Raw genomic sequence first — 19939 nt, forward strand, 5'->3', positions numbered from 1 at the left:
AGTAGCAAACAACAGTTAATAAAATGATATGAAAAGAAGAACATACACCTTAGATATTCCAGAGATCAAGCAGATCCCAAATTTTATGAAGGTATTGGATGATTTGAGTAGCGGAAACAATGTATTTCTGGTAGGAAGTGCCGGAACAGGTAAAACCACGTTGGGAGAAAAAGTAGCCTATGCCCTATTCGGAAGAACTGAAAATGATAAGAAAGCATTGCCTTTTGTAGTAGTGAATTGTAATCAATGGACATCACCAATTGATATTAAGGGCGGTCAGACAATTTCGGGATATAAAGAGGGTGCGCTTATTGAAGCTTGGAGGGATGGAAAAATAATAATCCTTGATGAGATGCCAAAATTAGATGCTAATACAGCAGGATTGTTAAATGATGCATTGGCTAAGAGTTCAAAACCTGATGCAATCATTTTTAACGGTCTTAATGAGCCTATTGTAAAACATCATGACTTTGGCTGCATTGCAACGGGAAATGTCATTGGGAAAGGAGCAAGTGGGAATTATGTAGGCAACAATAAACAGGATGCATCCCTTTTAGATCGCTTTAGCGGATGTATCTATAGGATTGGGTTTAATGAAGTGTTAGAACGTCAATTAGTCTATGCTCCAGTAGCAGATATATGTATTAAAATACGTAAAGCCATATTATTCCATGAAGGAAAAGAATTAGGCGATGATGATACTGAAGATATAATGACTTTAAGAACAATGCTCAATATGGAACGAGCTTATGAGCTTGAGATGAAAAGAGCTACTGGACTAAAAGACGAACATGGCAAACCTTATCGCAAAGTCCCAAATGGTAAAACCTTAAAGGATGCCTTAGAAAGCTACTTTATGGTGATGAATCCTGATAAGGCGAAGAAAATCAAACTTGATGTGAATCTGGAAGGTTTTCTAAACTCATACAAAGGGGTTGTGATGTTAAATGAATTTAAGACTGAGTACAAAAAGAGGTTAGGATAAGCATGTTATGGGTTTAACTAAAATACATACTAAAAAACGAGGAAGAAGAACCACCTATTATTCTTATTTCGATAGCGTACAGGGATTTAATGACTTTGTAGATGCACAAGCTGCTTCCTTGAATGAAGATAATCGTGGGGTGTTGAAAAGGATGAATGAAACAACAGCTTCATCAATTAAAAGAGGTAGTACTTGGTATGGATCTCCAATCCCAAGAGATGTGAGTGAATTGAATGAACATAGATATTTTCTTGGAATGGAACTATTGCGGACAATTCAACCAAAGATCAAAGACAAGTTATCCGAGTACATAAAACTTATGGATAACCAAATCCTTTCAAAACCGAAAGTGGCATATAATGATAGAGGTTTAGGTGTTTTCTCATTTGATCGTGCAGCAATGGGATTATATCGATTACAACCTACAGGATCAAAAATTCCAATTGACAATGCCATTAGCCAACTCCAAATAGAATTAGATACCTCAAATAAAACGACTGCGGTAAAAAGTGTATTTGCCTATTTCAAAGATAGAAAATCTTCTTATCCAGCATTGAGCTTGTATCTAATGGCAGGAGGTAATGCCAACGTAAAAGGAGATGAACTTTTATATGTCGGTTTGGCGTGTGCTGAATTGGTAGAATTTATGGAGATACGAGGAGTGGCAGTAGAAGTGAATGCGCTATTAGGAACCTCATTTAAAGGCAACGTAGCTATGGGTGTCATTCGGATCAAACGATTTCAGGATAGATTGGATAAAAACCAATTGTTATTGATGACAAGTGACCCAAGATATTTTCGCTATAGAGGATTTAAAGCACTTATAGCATTGAGTGATCATTTTGGTCTAAACATACCTGATGGATTGGGATCACTAAAGGGGAATATGGGTAAAGATTTTGTAAAAGAAATACGAAAGGAGCAAGACCACTATGCTGTTTTTGAACAGAGTTATTCTATGAGTGGAGCAGTTAATGAAGTCACTGAGGTTATAGAGGTTTACACCGCACAAATCAATAAGAAATGAAAAAGAAGACCGCTAAGAAAATCCAAAATATTGAGAAACATATCATCAATGCTATTATGAATAGAGCTGTCGTGATTAATAAGGAATGCTTGGAACATTGTAGGGATTTCAGAATTATGGAATCACCAATGCATAAAAAAACCAGAATCCTAAGATGGACAACAATTGATATTAGCAATGTTGATCGCCCAATACAATGTTATCGTTACGAATGTTTTGATATGGATGGTACTCCACAAAATTGTTCTATTCATTATTCGGATCAGGAAGAAGCGAATGATTTCTTTTTGAGTTTGACAACATTATATAAACAAGAATTTTCAATTGATCATACACTTTAAATTATGTACAAAACAAAAGACACAAAAGTAAAAGACCTGAAAACAGTTGAGATCCAGAATCAGGAAGAAATTTTGGTAAGAACCAAAAAAAAGCTTGATCCGCTTCAAGCCTTTGAAGTAATTAAAAATGAATCCAAAGGCTTTAGTAAAGCTGATGTAAAAGCGCAAGAAGCGGATGAGCTTCTATATCGATTATTGAATCGTGATGCTAAAAGTACTTCAGGAGATACTTCAAAGAAGAAATCGACTGTGAAAAAAGAGCTATCCGTAGAAGAAATACGAATTCAGGAAAGAGAACGAGCAAGAGCCATAGAGCTATTAGAAGTAGAGATAGAGCTAGAATTGAATGCAAAAAGTGCGTAACCCATAAAAACAAGTAAAATGGCAACAATACAGGATTTATTAAAACTAGACCTTTCTAAAGTAAGACCAGAAGCCCTTCAAAAATCGGTAAAAGGAATTATTGATGATTACAATGAGATAGGTGCTAAAGATGCTTTTGAAAAAGCAGCAGGAGATAATATTGATAAAATCTACAAAATGGTCACAAAAGTATCTCCAGATGCTATTGTAGAGACTCCTTGTGGAGATCCCATTGAGGAAGAAACTAAAACAAAATCTGCATCAAGCAAAAAAGGAGCTACTACTTCAAAGAAGAACGGAAACACATCAAAAAAGAAAGAAAAAGAAACTAAAAAAGAGAGCCCTAAAAGAACAACTACTAAAAAAGATTTAGATGAAGTTCTTAATGAAATCAAACAATGCCGTGTCAAGATTAAAAAGTATAACGAGGAGAAAAGAAAAGAAGAAGGACCAAAACCAAAACCCTCACCGTACATAAAAATTAGAGGACATTTTATTTCTCTAGGAAATTTAATTCCAGAGAAGCTTGAAGATAATCTTGAAGTACAAAAGGAATCCAAAAAACTGCTTAAAAACACACATCGCAGTCTGTTAAAAATCTATGGAATGAATGCTTTAAGAGGGCAAAAGGATAATGACGAATTGCAAGAGAAATTTGATAAAATAGAAGAAAAGTTGGAATCGTAATATATCCATAAAATAAGCAGTATGAAAATAGACAAAACAGTAGTCATAATTACAGGAGTAGGATTAGCGATTGGTTTTGCAGAAGCCCTAGTGTACTATAATCTAGGTACTAATGCAAATCGAAAAGGGTTCAAATTTGGTGTTCCTAAAGGGAAGGAATTGGCAAAAAATTTAGGAGTTGTATTAGCAACATCTGCCTTAACTGCTCTCATTTCTTATCAGATTGAGAAATCAATAGAAGCAAAATCCGCAGGAAAGTTAATCCCTGTAAAATAGTTTATTAACACTTAAACAGAAACAAAATGAAAAATAAAGTAATTGAATTCAAACAGTTTTTGAAAAGCAACAACTTAAAGAAAAAAGAGCTTCCAGAACCTATTCAGGAAATGATACAGATCTATGATGATTTGTATGCATTAGTAGATACTATTGAAGAACCAAACCTTCAGGAGTTAATGGAGCAATTAGAGAAATTGGATATAGAGATTTTAGAGGATATTGAAGAAGAATATGAAGATCAGTTAACGAATAACAAGCGTACAGAACTTCCAAAGAAACCAGAAGTTATTGTCAAAAAATCACCACCCAAAACAGCTCCCATAAAGGAGAAAACTGATGAAATGATTTTGGATGAGTTGGTAAAAATGAAAAGAACAAAAGGTTTTAAGAGATCAAAATTGCGAGATATGGGATTAAAAACCAAGATTGGAGGAGATACGATAATCGGTAAATACATGCTTGAAAGAACTTCTTTTTTTTATCACGTATACGATATAGTTTTAATGAAGTAAGCCTTAAAAAAAAGGGGATCTAGTATGGAAAAAATAGCAGGGAAAGAATATTCGGATTTACAACAAAGTATTGACAAGTTGATTGGGAAGTTTGGGATGCAGAAAGCCATAAATATTATAAGGCAACTATCAGGAACGATAATAGTTAGAAAAAATAAAACACAACGGCTTAAGTTGATTACTGTTTTTGTGATTTCCGAAGCCTTTAAAATTTTTGAAGTTGAACATAAAGAAGTAAATGGTAAGGTAACAAAAGAATATAAAGATGCTCGTATGGCGAGTTATCATCTCATAAGTCAGTATACAAGATTAACATATAATGAGATGGGAAAACATTTCGATCAAGGGAAATTCGGAGCATATTATCACATTAAAAATTGTAAAGAAATCCTATCCGTTCCGCAGTTTAATAAACCGTTTGTAGGTCGATATGAAACCTTAGAAGAAAACCTTATTCAATTTATAGCGCAGATAAACTAAGAAGATATGAAGAAAGAGTTGGAGAAAGAAGTGGTAGATGTATTGAAAAACCCGAATGATATTGGTTTTGAAGATATTCAAGATGAAGTTTTGAGTCCGTTAAATCAGGCAGTCATTGAGAAGGAAATAGCTGGTGTAACAAAACCTAATGATTGGAACATATGGAAACCAGATAGACCAGGACAAAGGAATGATTTTAATGAAGCAGAAAAGAATTCAGGAAGAACAATGGAACAGGAAACTTTTGATACGAAGGATGAAACCCCTTTGGATGCGCCAGAACAGGAAATTGACGAAAGATTTGAGAATGAGTCAACTATAAGTGATGATAATTCACAAACAAGTAGTGATGCGGAGAAAGAGGAATTTGAGTTGCCTACGGATGCTGCTAAACAAGCTGCTGATAGCATTTTTGGGACGGTTAATAATTTGATCGATTTAGGAGGAGGGTATTTTGTAAAGATCAAAAAGCATAAGGAATTCTATGACTTTGATGAAATCATAGAACTCATTGATGTTCAGAATGACAAGAATGTAAAGCGGATAAAATTAGATAAGGAAGATAAAGCATTATTAAAACCATTATTAGTTCAGATACTAAAAAGAAAAGCAAAAAAGCTTACTCCAGAAAGACAATTGATGGCTGTTGTATTATCAATATTGTTTAAAAAAGGTCGGGTAGTAATGGAGATCAAGGCAGAAAATGATCTTTTAGTAGAGCGCATATTGGATATCGTAAGGGAAGAAAAAGGATATTCAGATATCGATTTAGAAGATGATGATTCAGAAGAAGATGTTCTTGATATGGCTTATGAGGAGATTAATGGAAAACCAGAACCTAAGAGAGAAGAAGTGCCTTTAAAGGAAAAAGAAGTAGTAGATCCTGTAATTGTTCAAGAAGAATACGATGAGGAACCAAGAATGGAAAACGCAATTGTCGAAGTGGCAGAAGATAGCACAAAATGATGGAGGTATGTCAGCACAATCACAGATCAAGAAAAAGTCTACTAAGGGTAGGAAACCTATTGTATATAGTAATGAAGATTTAGAACGTGATCCGTTTGTGATGCTTATCATTGGAGAAATGGGAGTTGGAAAGACCTTTCGTACTAATTTGGAGATCAAATACTATATGAAAGATAATCCAGAAAAGGGTAAAAAAGGGAGAAAGGTTTTAGCGTTTGATACCAATGGACATGATTATCCGACATTTCGTACTGTAAGTCCAAATTATATAAAGGCATTAACAAAAGTTGCTGCTAGAAGAATCCTTCCTTTTAAGAAAGGCGGTAAAGCTATGAGTAACATAGAAAAGAGAGAAGTGGCGGAAAAAATAGTAAATCATTTTAAGAATGGTCTTATAGTGTTGGATGATACGGATAGTTATATGACGGGTGCAAAAGGGCAATCTCTTATTGGAGCTTTGACTACCGTTAGACATAAGGGAATTGATATTTTGTTTTCGCATCAATCTTTAGGTAAAGTTACCACAACACAATTTCAGGCGTGTACTTGGATACGATTACATCATCAGGTTGATCCCGTTACAAAATACAAAGAGAGAATCCCTAATTATTCAATAGTTAGAATAGCACAGCTCATAGTTAATGAGCAGTATGATTTATGCTCCAGAGCAATGGATGAAGGTAAGTTTAAGACCGAATCGGAATACAAGAAGCAGCGAAGCTTTTTTGTATATATCGATATGCGGAGAAGAAAAGTTAGTGGATGTACTAGAGCAGCCTATATTCGAGCTTGTAAACGCTTTATTGATCAGGAAGAAAAATCAACAATTCGTATGATGCTTAATGAGCTAGATTTTTATAACAAACCTATTTATAAGGACCGCAATGCAGCTATCATAAAACTGATTTCAGATTATCTACGTTATCACGATGATAAAATTCTAAGTCCTGAATACATTAGACTAAGCTGACCCTCTCTATGAAGCAAATTAGCTGATCAGGTTGTTGCTGACGTTCTGGCTGATTTGGTAAGAATTTCCACTTTAAACCTTTTCTTGTCGATAAGTTTATTGAATTTCTTTTCCCAATGAGTTAAAGGTTTATTTTTATTTCCTTCTTTAAAATATGATTTCTCAGTTTTCTTTTCTTTGATAATCTCCGATTTTTCCTGAGTTGATAGCCTTTGTCCGCTTTGTTTGGAATGTCTTCTGGAAAATCAGCCGTATTGAGTACTTCTTCTAAGTTACTTACTTTATTTGTACTTGCTTTTGCAGTCAGTATTAGTGTTGCCAATCTTTATACAGTTATTTTATCCAATCAGATTTCTCGCCTATTCCAGAAATCATAAGAGTCTGAATTGCTCTTGAAAACACCACATAGTAAAGAGATTTCTCTTGTTTCAAATACCCTCTTTTCTGAACATCGGAATAGGTGTCAAAATCTGGATGTTTAAATGGCACAAGGTCATTACTAAAACCTCTTACAAACAAGTGTTTAAATTCGTGTCCTTTTAAATTATGAAAAGTTGAAACCACTACAGATTCGTTTGGTCTTCGACTTGCTTTAATGTCAGTATATTTCTGTTGTAATTCATTCAGAAGTGTCTTTGTATCATCAACAATCTTGTTAGTTCTTCCGGCAATACAAATATCGCTAGGATTAACATTTTCGTTACTTAGCAATTTCTGAATCTCTACACTTATAAAAGAATCTTCTTCCTCTGGACTTGAAAATGTTTGATACAATGGGTCGGCACCGTGCATTAAACTCACATAACCTGCATTAGTCTCGGCTTCTCCATCAAAATTATCATACACTTCATCAAAAAGAATACTTACCGCCTTCTTTTTAATTTCCTCAGTCGTGCGGTAATTAACTTTCAATTTTCTAGACCTTCTACCTCTAATGTGTATTGCTGATTTAGAAAAATTAATCCTTCTTCCATAAATGTTTTGGAATGGATCTCCAACCAAAAATAAATCGTTCGCTTTTTCAGACACCAATAATCTCAACAGTGTTAATTCAAGATTTGAGAAATCTTGGATTTCATCACATATAATATGTGAAAACGGTTTATCAGCTTCTTCTCTATAATGCGCAATAAGCAAATTGCATAGTTCAAACTTGGTATAGTTAGATTGTTTAGCCTTCTTAAACTCCTCGCATAATTCCCATATTTGAGTTTTATGTTGACGGCCAATTCTAACAGAACGGCCAATTCTAGATGTCTTATAATACTCATTTAAAGAAACTACTGAATTAGATAATATTACATCATTATACTCTTCTTGAAGAAATCTTTCATCAAAGGTTGATGGGTTATATTCAATAATTTCTTTCCATAATTCTAGTTCTTGAGAACTATTTATCATTCCAGATGAAGACTCAATAACATTTGAGTTTTTCGAAACATCAAATATTAGTTTATCAATATTATTTATTTCAATTTCACTTTCTGGAATATTGAACTTCTCTGTTACTGAACTTAAATACTGTGTTAAGCTCTTGGTATAGGTTGTAAATAAGATTGGCTTATCAAAAGCCTCTAATTTTTGACTTAAATGTTTTGCCCTATGTAAAGCACAAACGGTTTTACCTGTCCCTGCGCTTCCAGTAACTTTTAATGGTCCTTTAAATTCTCCATAAGCTATTGAACGTTGTGATGGATGAAGAAATAACTTCCACTTTTCAAAATCACCCGACAAAATATTTTCTAAATCACCATCATCAGTAAGCACATACACACTCTTCTGAGCATTTGGACTTAACATTTCTGAATCTTCAACTTTACCAGCTTCTATCTCTTCTAATATATCTTCAATAGAGATACCTTCGGATAAATAATAAAGGTATTCGTATACATCTGCTGGAATATTTGAAGCATAGCTTTCTAAATGTTCCACACGCTCGATACTTCTTACAAGCTCTAGCAAATCATTTGGCACTCCAATTTGAGTAAGTTGGGAATCTGTATAAGACTTATATAGAACAGGTGTACTTGCAGAAGCCTTATCGTGAACAACCACTTTACTATCTTCCGTAGTCTGCTTATCATACATTTGAAATGACTGTGTACTTGAGTTCCATTCAAACACTTTATTTTGAGCCCAATCCATAGCCTCATCGTGATTATCTACCCAAAGTAAATGATATCCATTTCCTTCTTCAGGGGCTTGAATAATAGCCCGATACTTTTGATCAATTCTAACGGTTCTTAAAGACTGATCTCTAAACGTACTTATCTTCTCATAATTGATTGCACTAGACTTAGGGTCTTCTTTGAATTTTTTCATAAACTCCCTAGTCTTCTTCTGAATTTTTCTAGGTAGCACCGAAAAAGCATCGAAAAAAGAATCGTGTATAAATAGTTTTATTGCGTGATTCATATTACTCTTCTAATTTAAAATTATTCGGACTAAAGACTTTATATCCGTTCTTTATAAATGTTTGTTTTGATTCTTCATCAAATGGATTTAAAACAATCTTTTTAGTATGTGAACCCAATTCCGCTGAAGCAATAATTACATCATTTTCTATAAGGTCAAAGTCGTACTCCATATTGAACTCAATATTATTTTTAAATAATAGTTTTACGATATCGTGTAATTCTTCATCAAAATTTGAAAGAACTGTATCACTTATTTCACTTTTAGACTCACTAACCTTAGCTTTAATTTCGACATCTAATGACTTAACTTTAATACTATGGAATTGCGTTAGGTTATAGATTTTCCAGAACATTATCCAGTTGTCTTTTTGCCAAAAAGGAACCATTTTAAAAGCACCATAAGCTTTTACTTGAAAATCTTGAGGGCGGATAAATATTCCAAATGTTGCTTCATCTTTAAACTTTATACCATCTGCAAATACGTAATTAACAAGTCCAGGGGGAGTTTTTACAATTCCAGAAACATTTCTTTGCGATAATATCGTTTCTATATCATCTGGGCTGTAGAAGACGTCCATCATTTTGGCTTGCGAATTAAATAGTGCCAGACTTGACCATTTCTTTAAATCAATATTGGTAAGAGGATTAATAATCAGATGAAAAAATCTAGTTATATTATTATTAAAAAATATGTCGTTCACACTGTAACCCTTAAATGATGGATGTTTCAAGAAAAATTTATCATTGATAACTTTTTCATCTTGTTTTAATCCGACAATATCCTTTTCATTAAACATGTTTTCAGAAAAATCTCCCCAAGTAAAAATCCATTGGTTGTATCTCCCTGAATCAATAATATTATTTCGAATAGCCAAATCAGAAGGAAATCTCGGATGATTCTCACTTGCGTGAAATTCATATCCATCAAGATAAATTGCAATCGATTTTAATGTCTCTATGTCATCCAATGACCATTCTTTTCCATTTTCAGATAATCGAACACAATTCATTACAAAATCTGGCCTTGTTTTCAAGGAAACTCCCTGAAGAGCGCTACCTAAATTTTGAGGATATACTTTGTATACAATCTCACTATCTCCATAGACTAATTTCAATCTATATATTTTGAGACCTTTTTCATTTTCTTGCTTCCAAGTAGATCCTTTATATCGGTTAGAAAAGCTTTCAAGCAGGGTTACAAATTTCCATTCTAAATCAGATTCTTCACTATTAGCAAAAGTGCTTACGCTTTGTAAACTTTCTATGTTGTTCCACTCATCTGCTTTTTCAATGATATCTGAAAATAATTCTTGTGCTTCTGATCTACTTAAAATTGTTCGTTCATATTGATTTCCGTAAGTATAAATACATCTATAACATCCATCCTTACCTTCTTGTTTACAGGAACAAAAAGCAATTCTTTCATAGGCTTTTTTCAAAATATCAGTGAACACTTCAGTGTCAAATAATTTAGATAAATAGCCTGTGCCACCTGGAATTGTCTCATAGAAAACTAAGTATCTATCTTTGCGATTAGAGGCCTTATTAAATATTTCGTTTTCTCTAATTAATATATGGTCTGGTCGTCCTTTAAAATATTCTTTAAGCCCTAGTTGTAGACCTGCTTTAAATAATGCTATACGTTCTTCTGACCTAAATTCTTGAATCGGTAATAAAATAGATAGTGCCTCCGTATTAAACTTTCTATACAGATAGATTTCATTAAAAACATCATCAATAGTATCATCATAAACAGCTTCCCTATTTGAACAATAGGGGAAGTGGTATGCTCGTCTTCTATTGGTCAATTCTCTTTCTGTAAGTGGACGCTCCGTGGACTTGCCACAGGTTTTACAAACCACAAAACCCACTTGTGGATGTTTTATTCCATTAATTTCAATTTCTCGTGTGCCAAAAAAGCCTTCTTCTCTAATTCCAGTATTGATTTCCAAATAATCTACATCTTGGAAAAACTCAATTCCAAAAGGAACTCTTTTCAGAACGTGAGCACCCTGAGAAGAGGATTGATTGATTTTTATATGTACAGATTTCTGATAGAATTTTCGTTCTCTATCATCGGACGAATCTGTTATTTTAGAATCTTCTTTGTCATTTACAGATAATACCCCTTGAAGTTTGACTAATAATTTGCGGTTATTTAAACTGGACCAGGAACCGTGTCCACAAACAGGACATTCGGTTTGATGTTCTTCTACGTCAATCTCTTTTCTTACGTGGTCACAATTACTACAAAAACGATGCTCTTCATAATCTTCTTGAGATTTTATTTCTAATCCTTCGGACTTTAGTTTATGACCTTGTGAATAAAAAGTATTTGCAGGTGCAAGCTCTGTTAATGCAGAAGAGCTTGGTCTTACTATTTCACTAAAGTCCTCGTATTTATATTCTGTCTTTCCGTCAACTTGCTTTTTCATTTTTATCTGAGCATTCAGAGTAACACCAGTTTCTGGAAAAGCATAGTTTGGAAGCACTCCAACATTTGTGAGATACTCAATTACATTACGCCTATGTATATTATATATGGCACTTGACAAAGCTCTTTTTTCATTTTTTAAAATCACAGTTTCATTACCTGTTTCTGGTAGGCTTCTTAATCTTTTATTTACGTCCTTTACTTTCTTAGCGTAATATTCTAACTCCGCAAGAATATCCTTATGAATTCTTGTCAATCGATTTATTAATCTACCCGAACTTAAATCCTCAAATATTGAGGATAGACCAATAGATTTTTCACCTAATTGGTCTTTATATTGGTCAACAAATGTTTGATATAACTGTGTTTTATTTGATTCAATATAGGCAGCTATTTTTTGAAAAAGGAAGTTTGTATCTCCTGGCTTCAGCGATTTTATCCTGAGCATTCTTACCAAAGGTGGGATTTTGTTATCCTCTGGATTTAAAGCTGCCCAATTATCAAAACAGAAAGCCATAAAATGCCTTTTCAAAATATCTTTTGCCTCAAGATAACAAGCCGGTGTTTTTATTTTACCACTCATCATGTCCTGAGGATCTTGAAAGTAGTATAAATCGTGTTCGTCTCTTCCCGCTAGATTCAATATCATTGAAGTACCACTCGACCTTCCTGCACGTCCAATACGTTGTAAATAATTTGCGGTTTCGGGTGGTAATGATGAATTAAAAGTAACATTCAAATCTCCAATATCAATACCCATTTCTAAAGTAGAAGTAGCGACTAATACGTTAGTACTATTTTGCTTAGGCTGCTTCTTAAAGTCAAACTCTAGTTTTTCTCTTTCATCCCTATCAATAAGTCCTGTGTGGTCTTTTGCAAAAATTCTTAAAGACCGTCCTCTATTGTAGACCATTCTATAATAATCTAGTTGGGAATTCTCAATCACTTCATAATGACCAACGCACCTATATTGCAAGCACTTCATCTCTTTTACTAAATCTGCTCCATTAGAACCAGTATTTACTTGATGCCCACAACTTGTACATCCAAACAACTGCACTTCAGAACTTATATAAATGCTATCTTCTGCTAGACCATAATTAGTAACACCTGCCGCTACTCGTTTATCGAGTATTCTATTAGAATCTAAATAATCTAAAAGTTGAGCATAGAAATCATTAATTAGTTCTTTTTCTTCAGACACAATTGTTTGAAAACACTTCTTAAAATAAGAACTAAACCAATTATCTTTAGAGGCTGTTTGTACGACATCAAAAGCTCTTGTATTTGCCCCACTTGTGAGTGCTAAAAATTTTGGAAGTCTAGATGAAGGCCCAAAATTCTTCATTAAGAAGAATTGTTGATTGACATTTCCTCTATGACCTATCAAATAAGAGTTAGTACGCTCTGTCCTGTACTTTTTTAAGTACCGATGATCTACACCCCCTTTTGTTCTCAATCTATGTAAAAAACCATTTAGAAACTTTAGGAATGGCTCTTTATCAATAGTACTTCCTAATTCATTTTCATCTAGCCAATACTTCATCTGGTCATAAACTTCCCCCATCAATTCAGTATCAAAGTGAGTTGCCGAAGCTCCCGTTTTTTCTAACGTTCGACCAATACTAGCTCGATAAGAAAATTCAGCCCAAATTTCCCAAGACATTCTATTGGAAAATTCCTTGTCGAAAACACTACTAAATTTTCCGCTCTTGTTTTTATAATCCGTTATTTCTAAACGGGCTTCACAATCTGGCGGAAAGAATTTATAATAATAGGCTTCTAGATTACCTTTTCCATCATCATCGGAATTTGCTCTCCAATAACCAATAAATCGTTCATAGACTTCCGATAACTTTATTGATTCCTCCGAATCTTTTAATATTGTTTGAATAGCGTGTCGCATTCCAAAACGAAAATTTCGATTTTCGATAAAACCAGCTTGATGTGCAGCATCTTGTACCCCATTAGTAAATGCAAGTAATTTTCGCTGACCATCTTTAGTCGGATCAGTAGCAGTTGCCAATACTTGTGCCGTAGCAATAGATTCTAGTGTAGGTACACCGGTACCAATTAGAGCTAACGTATTTCTTGAATTACAGTGTGGGCAAATCTTGTCTACTCTATTGCCATCAACAACGCGAGTTCCAAGTATTTTAAAGTACTCTTCACTTTCATAATTATCATAGATACTTAGAGAGTGAGGATGTAAATAACCATCAATCTCATCTCCAGAATGGCTATAATCAGAAGCATATATCTCTGTATAATTTTTATCTTCAAGACTACTAATAAAGTAAAGGTTCTTGTTTTGATTGTTCGCGATTAATTGTTGGCGAGTTCTTTTTAAATCCTCTTCAAAATGAACATTCTGTTCCTTCTTAATCCCAATCCAACCACTTCCACCACAATCGCGACAAAAATAAGGTGGCAAGGATTTAGCCTTATCATTTGGGTTACTATCACTTTCCCATTCAAAAACAGGGTTAGGCTGAAGCTTCCTTACTATTTTTGAAAGACTACGTAACCAATAAGTGATTTGTAAATAGAGAAATGGAAATTGTTTTTTACCTGATTGTTCTTTTGCATAAGTTATGAGGGATAATAGGGAACCGAACAATAATCTAACATTCTCTGGTTCTAACTCAACTCCAATCTTATCTTTCCATCTTTTAAGTAGTGGTTTAATCTCTACCACTTTAGATTTTGATATCTTCAGTAACTCAAAAAACCATCCATTTTGTTTTAAAGCAAGTCCTAAATCACTTGCATTTAAACCTGAATAACCCCAAAATTGAAGCTGTCTCTCTAAATAAGTTTTATATGTATCATTTTCTAAGAATGCACATTGTGATACATTTTTGAGATTAACACTTGGGGTTTCGATAGTGTCGGTAAAAAACTCATCAGGTTCTTGTCGCTGTTCTTCAATTACAGAGTCTACAGTTACTTTAACTCCAAAAACTTTAGAGAAGAATTCAACTAATTCTTGCTTACCTTCATCTCCCCCAGCCATTGTCGCTGATGTTCCTACAGGAACAATTTGATCTTTAGGTAATTTAAGTTTTAGTTTTAAACGGCGTATCAAGTTAGCTACGTCAGACCCTTTTGCTCCATCATAGGTATGAAGCTCATCTAAAACGATGAACTTCAGCAGGCTTGTATTTTTAAAATTATGATGCCATAAATTGTGAAATCTTGATTGCAATAGAGCAAAATCAAGCATCTTAAAGTTAGTTAGTAGAATATCTGGAGGAGATTTTACAAGCGTATCTCTATCTTCGATAATATGGTCTTCGCCCATTCTTGTATTGCGAACTCCATTCTTGTCTTTACCTTCACCAATAAATAGTCCAGCTCGTATTTTACCTTGCAGAACTTGCTTACCAGCTTCATCTTCAAAATTATTTATTTCTTCGGCAATTCTCCTAGCCTGATCTGTAGCTAGTGCATTCATTGGATATAGAATTATGGCTTTTATCCCAGGCGTTTCTCTATGCTGATAGCAATAATCTAACAATGGAAACAAGAAACTTTCGGTTTTACCTGACCCGGTTCCAGTTGTTAGGATTACCGGTTCTGGCTTGTGGTCATTTCGTGTTGATAATTTTGTAAAAGAAACAAATTGATGATGATACGGAGCGAAAGGAGGCTTAACGAATAGAGCTTTGGCTAAAGCTTCTTTATCCACATCTTCCTCAACCTTATCAAAAGGTAATCTAAGCTGCATATACGGCCCCTTAAACATACCTCTTCTCTCATTTAAAAGAAACTGTTCAAAAGATTGATCTAATGTAGCATCTTCAAAATTGAAAGTAGACTTTAGGTAATCTACTACTGCGCGTTTTATTTCATTTGCTTGTAATAATGGTAGCATAGACTTTTACTATTCTGTTTTTAGTTTTAATGAAATTATATAATCCGATGGTGTAGCATAAAACAAGTTGTTATTCTCAAAATCAACATCTTCCGCAAAATAATCTTTCAAAATGTGTATTTGTTCACCTAATACTAAAGCTATTTCATAATCCTTACCTTGTTTTACAGCTTCTCTTTTTTCCGATTTACTTAAATGAAAATAAGTGCCGTTAAATGCTTTTACTTCTAAGTATTTCCAATTTGTACTGCCTTCCAATTTATATCGAATATCATAGTGCTTTTCATCTGATTTGTCTGATGTATTAGAAAAACTGGAAACCCATTCTACTTTTAAAACATCATCTCTTTTTCTCAAAGAATTATAAACTAATTCTTCTGCCTTTTTACCAGACATCTTATTTCGCTTTGCATCTTTATCACTGTGATTCCAACTACCTTTTCTACCACTTCGACCACCAGATTCTTTTGGTACTACTTTTTTTGAAGAATTATAAATAATCTCGCCAGTTTTGTTTTCATTTATATCGTCAATTAAATCACTATTATCGTCGTCTTGAGAAGCTGCTAATAAAGCTAAAACCTCTTCCTTATTACCTTTAAAATACAATAGACTCCTGTGTTCTGAGTCTTCTATATCGACTTCATTTACTTTCTTTTCACGTAACAGCGGTTTATACTCAGATTGAATCATTATTTCGCAAGCTTTACTATCTAGGTTAATTTCAAAACCGAAACTTTCACTAACCACTTGCTTCAACAACTTAGCGTAATCTATATCTAGCTTAAATCTATTTCTTAGTAATTCACTTTCTAAAGTAGAGGAATCAATTAGTCTCTCGTAATTTTCTTGATATGAAATTAGATACTTTTGTTCGCTTCTGTTATTATTCAAATTCGTCCATAAAGAAGTATTAAAGTCCTCTTTAAAATCAAGTAGTATTATTGAAAAACGTTTTTTATGATATTCTAAAATGCCTTGAAAATTCTCATCAAATAAATCAGATACGGGAATACTCAATTTACTTGTTATTTGTTTTAAGAAATCTATTGATAAATGATTGTCAAAAGCACCGTAATCAATACCAGTATATCCCTTTGAAAATTTAAAGTCTAAATCTCTCAGAACTAATTCCGAAAGCTCATCAGAATCTTTAATTGTTTTAGGAAACTCCTTTCCTTTAAGAACATAAATTTTTGTCCAAAAATGAATTTCATCCATAGAAATTCCAAGCAATTCTAAAGCCTTATTATAATTTTCGATTAAGGAATTTACTTCTATCGTAAAAATGGTGTCTTTTAAGCTTCTTTTATCTTTAAAAATCACCCTGTAGTTATCTTTATGGTCGTTAACTTTAAAAAGCACACAAAGAATTTCTGCAAACGCTTCACATATTTTTGGCGTGTCTTTTATAAGATCAAGTGATGTGTTTTCTTCAACACATAAGTAAAAACCTTGATTAGTTGGAATTGGTAAAAATTCACCTGAAAGGAGTTCTTTTGACTCACCTCCCTCAATATTATATTGCAAAGATGAAACGAGTTTTATATCTACTCTTTTCAATTCATCTGCCTCTGTTTTTTCAATCGAATTTTTAATCGAGATTAACCTATAAGCAAGTAGATAAGGCTTAATTTTCTGAAACCACTTTTGAAATTCAGTGTTTATATTACTCTCCGTAATAGAATCTGGGTAAATTTCTAAATCAACTTCCTTGAACGTTTTAACTCCAAAGAATTTGGATATCTGGCTTTCACCTAATCTCTTTGGAAAATCGAAAACCCAAAAGTCATCAGCTATTTTTGAAGGTAAAGTAGAATTATCGCTATAGTAAACGTTTTCTGCCGAAACATACTTTTTTTTATTGCGTTTTTTAGCTAAAAGCTTGTAGTCTTTGATGTGATTTATGTAGTCGTAATCCTTTTTAATCTTGAAAAAATTGAACGCAAGTGTATAAATCTTGCGTACATACTTCTCTTCAGGACTTATAGCTGGTAATTCTTGTAAAATACTATAGACTTCTTCAACTTTTAAATCATTAAATAAACGACTTACTTTAAGCTGATTTAGTATAATAATGATTTCATTTTCATCAATACCTAGTTGTTTAAAAACCTGATGTTCAAAATCAATAGAATTATAGCCTAGTTCTTTTGCAAAATCAAGGTCTGCAATAAATTTAGTGTTTAAATCAGTCAAGTATTTCTCTACTATCTGATAATAAATGTAAGAGGGTTTTTGATTTAAAGGAGTTACTTTGTTGTGGTATGAATATTTAAATGAATCTTCGTTTTCAAAACTTAACTGTCTTGATAGATTAGAATCCGAAATTAGCCAAGCAACTAAAACTTCTATCGAGAAACTTGGGTGTTTAACAATGGCTTCAAAATCTAAAATTTCAGTGATTTCATAAACTTTATGAGAGTTGTTCTCTGGCCAATTAGTTTGGTCGAAAACGAATTTAGTAAATGAGTCTTCAGTGTTTCTATGCAACTCTACTTTAGTCTTTTTAGTTTTGGTAATTCTATTTACACCAAGCCATAAAAAGAAATTATCTAAGTAGCCAATACTATTATCCTCTAACTTCCAATAATCATTTCCTAAGACATAATTTGAATCATCAAAAATGTCTTTAAAAACAATAGTAGTTTTATTGCCATTGTCATACCCTTCTCCTAGAAAAAGGTCTTTTGCGTAGCTCACTTCTAAATCCTTATTTAAAAGAGGAACATCAAGATTAATATTATTTCTTCTATCTGGATTTACTTGATAGATTGAAAACAAAGACTTAACCATTTCAGTTACAATCTTTAATTTTTCTTCCTCACCATCTTCTGTATTTTTTATTTTGTTTTCAGAAGTGGTTACTATATGTCGTATAACGTCTGTAATATCATTTGAACCAATATTAACAACATTTGAAATCAATCTTTTTAGAGGTCTAGAACGATGTTCGTTTTCAATACGTTTTTCCTTAATTTCTTCTTCAAAGACTTTAAGTAATTCAGCAAATAGGCTATCTGACATAAACGAAATCTCAACAGCTTCGGGAATAAAATATTTTTCAATATCTTTTCTATTCATCATAAATGCCTGCCTATATTCCGGAATAACGCCTTCGGAATTATCTATAAGTAAAGGCGCTTTATTTTTTGATGTATGAATTTTATCAAAAGAATATTGTGTCAATAATTTAATTAATTGAGCCCTTTCGGAGATGCTATTTACTTGTTGGGTGATTTCTCCTAAAATATCTGTCCAAGCTTCTTCAGTATATTCTGATGCATTGCCAAAATCAACATCTACATCAACTTCTGGAATTATAAGATTTGGAAATAATGATTCTACATTGTTTTGTAATACCCAATTAGAAAATTCAGCTCCATAAAACACAGCATCATCGTAAGTACAGTAACTACCATCGACACAAGGGAATATTTCTAAAGTGCTTCTATAATCTTCTATTACCTGGTAAAAATCGGTAAGTATTTCATTTTCATTTTCTCTATCAACTGACAAGAATTTAAACGAAGACCAATCACTCGTTTCTTTCTTGATACTATTTTCAGCAATATAACCAATGCTCTTGGCTATTTCCGAGAGTAAATTGATATTATCCTTAGAGTTGTTTATATGATTTCTAGTTGGGTCAAGTTCGAGTGTAGCGTGTATTAAAAACGGTAAATGTGCACGTTCTTGAGTAGGAAAATAAGTGAAAAACTTTGAGTTCACATCACTTAAATCATCTTTCCAAGCTATCTTATATCTGTAATATTGCTCTTTTCCTTTAACTGTTTTGTTTAAAACATCGCCTGAATCTCTTATATTCCAAGTGGCTTCGTTAATTGTTACTATAGTTCCTTTTTCATTCGATGACTTAGAGAAGTTTTTATCTAAAACACCATTACTATCTTTTACAATAATGGTCTTTATATGATTTAGAAAAAGCAGAATTTCTGATGCTAACAGTTTTATCTGCCCTTCTATATCTTCTTCTTTATTCGCAAGGTATTTTAAGGCTATAGTAGTTTCATAAGTTGAAGGTATCTCATTGACATATAATCTAGGAATTGCCAGAATAGCAAAAGGCACTTCATCTTTACTTAAATATTCCTTGTTGTCTTCTATTAATTTACTTCTAGATTCTTTTGGTAGTGCATTAAACTCTTCATTAGCTATCTTTTGAGAAAAAACAACAGTATCGGTTTTAGTTATAATTTTCACCTCTGTTACCCAATTGAGAATAGAGCGAAAGCCCAATCCTTTATTACCAATAAACTCTCGTTTTTTACTAGAGGTGTGTGCAATCATTAAAGAAGCGACACCTTCTTCTGCTGTAAATGGGTTTCCATTATTTGAAATTGTTAAAATGCGTTTTTCTCTATTTAACTCAATAACAACAGTATCTGTTTTTGCATCATCTGCATTTTGTAACAACTCTAATATCTGTCTACCGTTATAAGATTCTGTTGTCTCTTTCTCCAACCTATAGTCGCTAGTGATTCGTTTTACTTGTCTATAAGTATCACGATTCTCCTCAATTAATTTGAGTACATCTTCAGCAAATATGGTTTGTTCTTTGGTTAACATTATTCTACTTC

General features: G+C 33.1%; 14 protein-coding genes. 10 read left to right on the plus strand and 4 right to left on the minus strand.

Annotated features, from left to right (window positions below):
* Window positions 1-28 precede the first annotated feature (28 nt).
* From PQF96_RS24260 to PQF96_RS24305, 10 genes are read left to right on the plus strand one after another with little or no spacing between them, the layout of a single operon-like run.
* Complete coding sequence (locus tag PQF96_RS24260) at window positions 29-985, plus strand: AAA family ATPase (RefSeq protein ID WP_143916955.1); 957 nt, start codon at window positions 29-31, stop codon at window positions 983-985.
* Between the two features lie 7 nt (window positions 986-992).
* Window positions 993-2012, plus strand: a complete 1020-nt coding sequence (locus tag PQF96_RS24265; protein ID WP_271769119.1) for a DUF7192 family protein — start codon at window positions 993-995, stop codon at window positions 2010-2012.
* A complete protein-coding gene (locus PQF96_RS24270) occupies window positions 2009-2353 on the plus strand; it encodes a hypothetical protein (RefSeq protein ID WP_143916953.1) in 345 nt (114 codons plus the stop codon). Before PQF96_RS24265 ends, PQF96_RS24270 begins: the two co-directional genes overlap by 4 nt.
* A gap of 3 nt (window positions 2354-2356) precedes the next feature.
* Window positions 2357-2716 (plus strand): hypothetical protein, encoded by a 360-nt coding sequence (locus PQF96_RS24275; protein WP_143916952.1) that lies wholly within the window; start codon window positions 2357-2359, stop codon window positions 2714-2716.
* An 18-nt stretch (window positions 2717-2734) separates the two neighbouring features.
* A complete protein-coding gene (locus PQF96_RS24280; protein ID WP_271769122.1) occupies window positions 2735-3403 on the plus strand; it encodes a hypothetical protein in 669 nt (222 codons plus the stop codon).
* Between the two features lie 21 nt (window positions 3404-3424).
* On the plus strand, window positions 3425-3679 hold the full coding sequence (locus tag PQF96_RS24285; RefSeq protein ID WP_333968236.1) for a hypothetical protein: 255 nt from the start codon (window positions 3425-3427) through the stop codon (window positions 3677-3679).
* Window positions 3680-3705: 26 nt separating this feature from the next.
* Window positions 3706-4194, plus strand: a complete 489-nt coding sequence (locus tag PQF96_RS24290) for a hypothetical protein (RefSeq protein WP_271769125.1) — start codon at window positions 3706-3708, stop codon at window positions 4192-4194.
* A gap of 24 nt (window positions 4195-4218) precedes the next feature.
* On the plus strand, window positions 4219-4674 hold the full coding sequence (locus PQF96_RS24295; protein WP_271769126.1) for a hypothetical protein: 456 nt from the start codon (window positions 4219-4221) through the stop codon (window positions 4672-4674).
* A 6-nt stretch (window positions 4675-4680) separates the two neighbouring features.
* The gene (locus PQF96_RS24300; RefSeq protein WP_271769128.1) at window positions 4681-5640 is read left to right on the plus strand and encodes a hypothetical protein; all 960 of its coding nucleotides are present in this window, start codon (window positions 4681-4683) and stop codon (window positions 5638-5640) included.
* Window positions 5582-6610: a zonular occludens toxin domain-containing protein gene (locus PQF96_RS24305; protein ID WP_271769130.1), complete on the plus strand. Its 1029-nt coding sequence runs from the start codon at window positions 5582-5584 to the stop codon at window positions 6608-6610. The genes PQF96_RS24300 and PQF96_RS24305 overlap by 59 nt, the downstream gene beginning before the upstream one ends.
* A gap of 121 nt (window positions 6611-6731) precedes the next feature.
* On the opposite strand, the gene PQF96_RS24310 is transcribed toward PQF96_RS24305, so the two are convergent.
* From PQF96_RS24310 to PQF96_RS24325, 4 genes are all read right to left on the minus strand, one after another.
* Complete coding sequence (locus tag PQF96_RS24310; RefSeq protein ID WP_271769132.1) at window positions 6732-6932, minus strand: hypothetical protein; 201 nt, start codon at window positions 6930-6932, stop codon at window positions 6732-6734.
* Between the two features lie 11 nt (window positions 6933-6943).
* A complete protein-coding gene (locus PQF96_RS24315; RefSeq protein WP_271769134.1) occupies window positions 6944-8932 on the minus strand; it encodes a UvrD-helicase domain-containing protein in 1989 nt (662 codons plus the stop codon).
* 94 nt (window positions 8933-9026) lie between these two features.
* Window positions 9027-15338 (minus strand): DEAD/DEAH box helicase, encoded by a 6312-nt coding sequence (locus PQF96_RS24320; protein WP_271769137.1) that lies wholly within the window; start codon window positions 15336-15338, stop codon window positions 9027-9029.
* Between the two features lie 9 nt (window positions 15339-15347).
* Window positions 15348-19928, minus strand: a complete 4581-nt coding sequence (locus PQF96_RS24325; RefSeq protein ID WP_271769139.1) for a sacsin N-terminal ATP-binding-like domain-containing protein — start codon at window positions 19926-19928, stop codon at window positions 15348-15350.
* Window positions 19929-19939: the final 11 nt, after the last annotated feature.

Source organism: Aquimarina algiphila (genome assembly GCF_947494415.1).
Classification (GTDB): Bacteria; Bacteroidota; Bacteroidia; order Flavobacteriales; family Flavobacteriaceae; genus Aquimarina; species Aquimarina algiphila.

Coding starts and splice junctions, on each gene's coding strand:
- PQF96_RS24260 (WP_143916955.1), top strand. CDS start 29: ATGAAAAGAAGAACATACACCTTAGATATTCCAGAGATCAAGCAGATC.
- PQF96_RS24265 (WP_271769119.1), top strand. CDS start 993: ATGGGTTTAACTAAAATACATACTAAAAAACGAGGAAGAAGAACCACC.
- PQF96_RS24270 (WP_143916953.1), top strand. CDS start 2,009: ATGAAAAAGAAGACCGCTAAGAAAATCCAAAATATTGAGAAACATATC.
- PQF96_RS24275 (WP_143916952.1), top strand. CDS start 2,357: ATGTACAAAACAAAAGACACAAAAGTAAAAGACCTGAAAACAGTTGAG.
- PQF96_RS24280 (WP_271769122.1), top strand. CDS start 2,735: ATGGCAACAATACAGGATTTATTAAAACTAGACCTTTCTAAAGTAAGA.
- PQF96_RS24285 (WP_333968236.1), top strand. CDS start 3,425: ATGAAAATAGACAAAACAGTAGTCATAATTACAGGAGTAGGATTAGCG.
- PQF96_RS24290 (WP_271769125.1), top strand. CDS start 3,706: ATGAAAAATAAAGTAATTGAATTCAAACAGTTTTTGAAAAGCAACAAC.
- PQF96_RS24295 (WP_271769126.1), top strand. CDS start 4,219: ATGGAAAAAATAGCAGGGAAAGAATATTCGGATTTACAACAAAGTATT.
- PQF96_RS24300 (WP_271769128.1), top strand. CDS start 4,681: ATGAAGAAAGAGTTGGAGAAAGAAGTGGTAGATGTATTGAAAAACCCG.
- PQF96_RS24305 (WP_271769130.1), top strand. CDS start 5,582: ATGAGGAACCAAGAATGGAAAACGCAATTGTCGAAGTGGCAGAAGATA.
- PQF96_RS24315 (WP_271769134.1), bottom strand. CDS start 8,932: ATGAAAAAATTCAAAGAAGACCCTAAGTCTAGTGCAATCAATTATGAG.
- PQF96_RS24320 (WP_271769137.1), bottom strand. CDS start 15,338: ATGCTACCATTATTACAAGCAAATGAAATAAAACGCGCAGTAGTAGAT.
- PQF96_RS24325 (WP_271769139.1), bottom strand. CDS start 19,928: ATGTTAACCAAAGAACAAACCATATTTGCTGAAGATGTACTCAAATTA.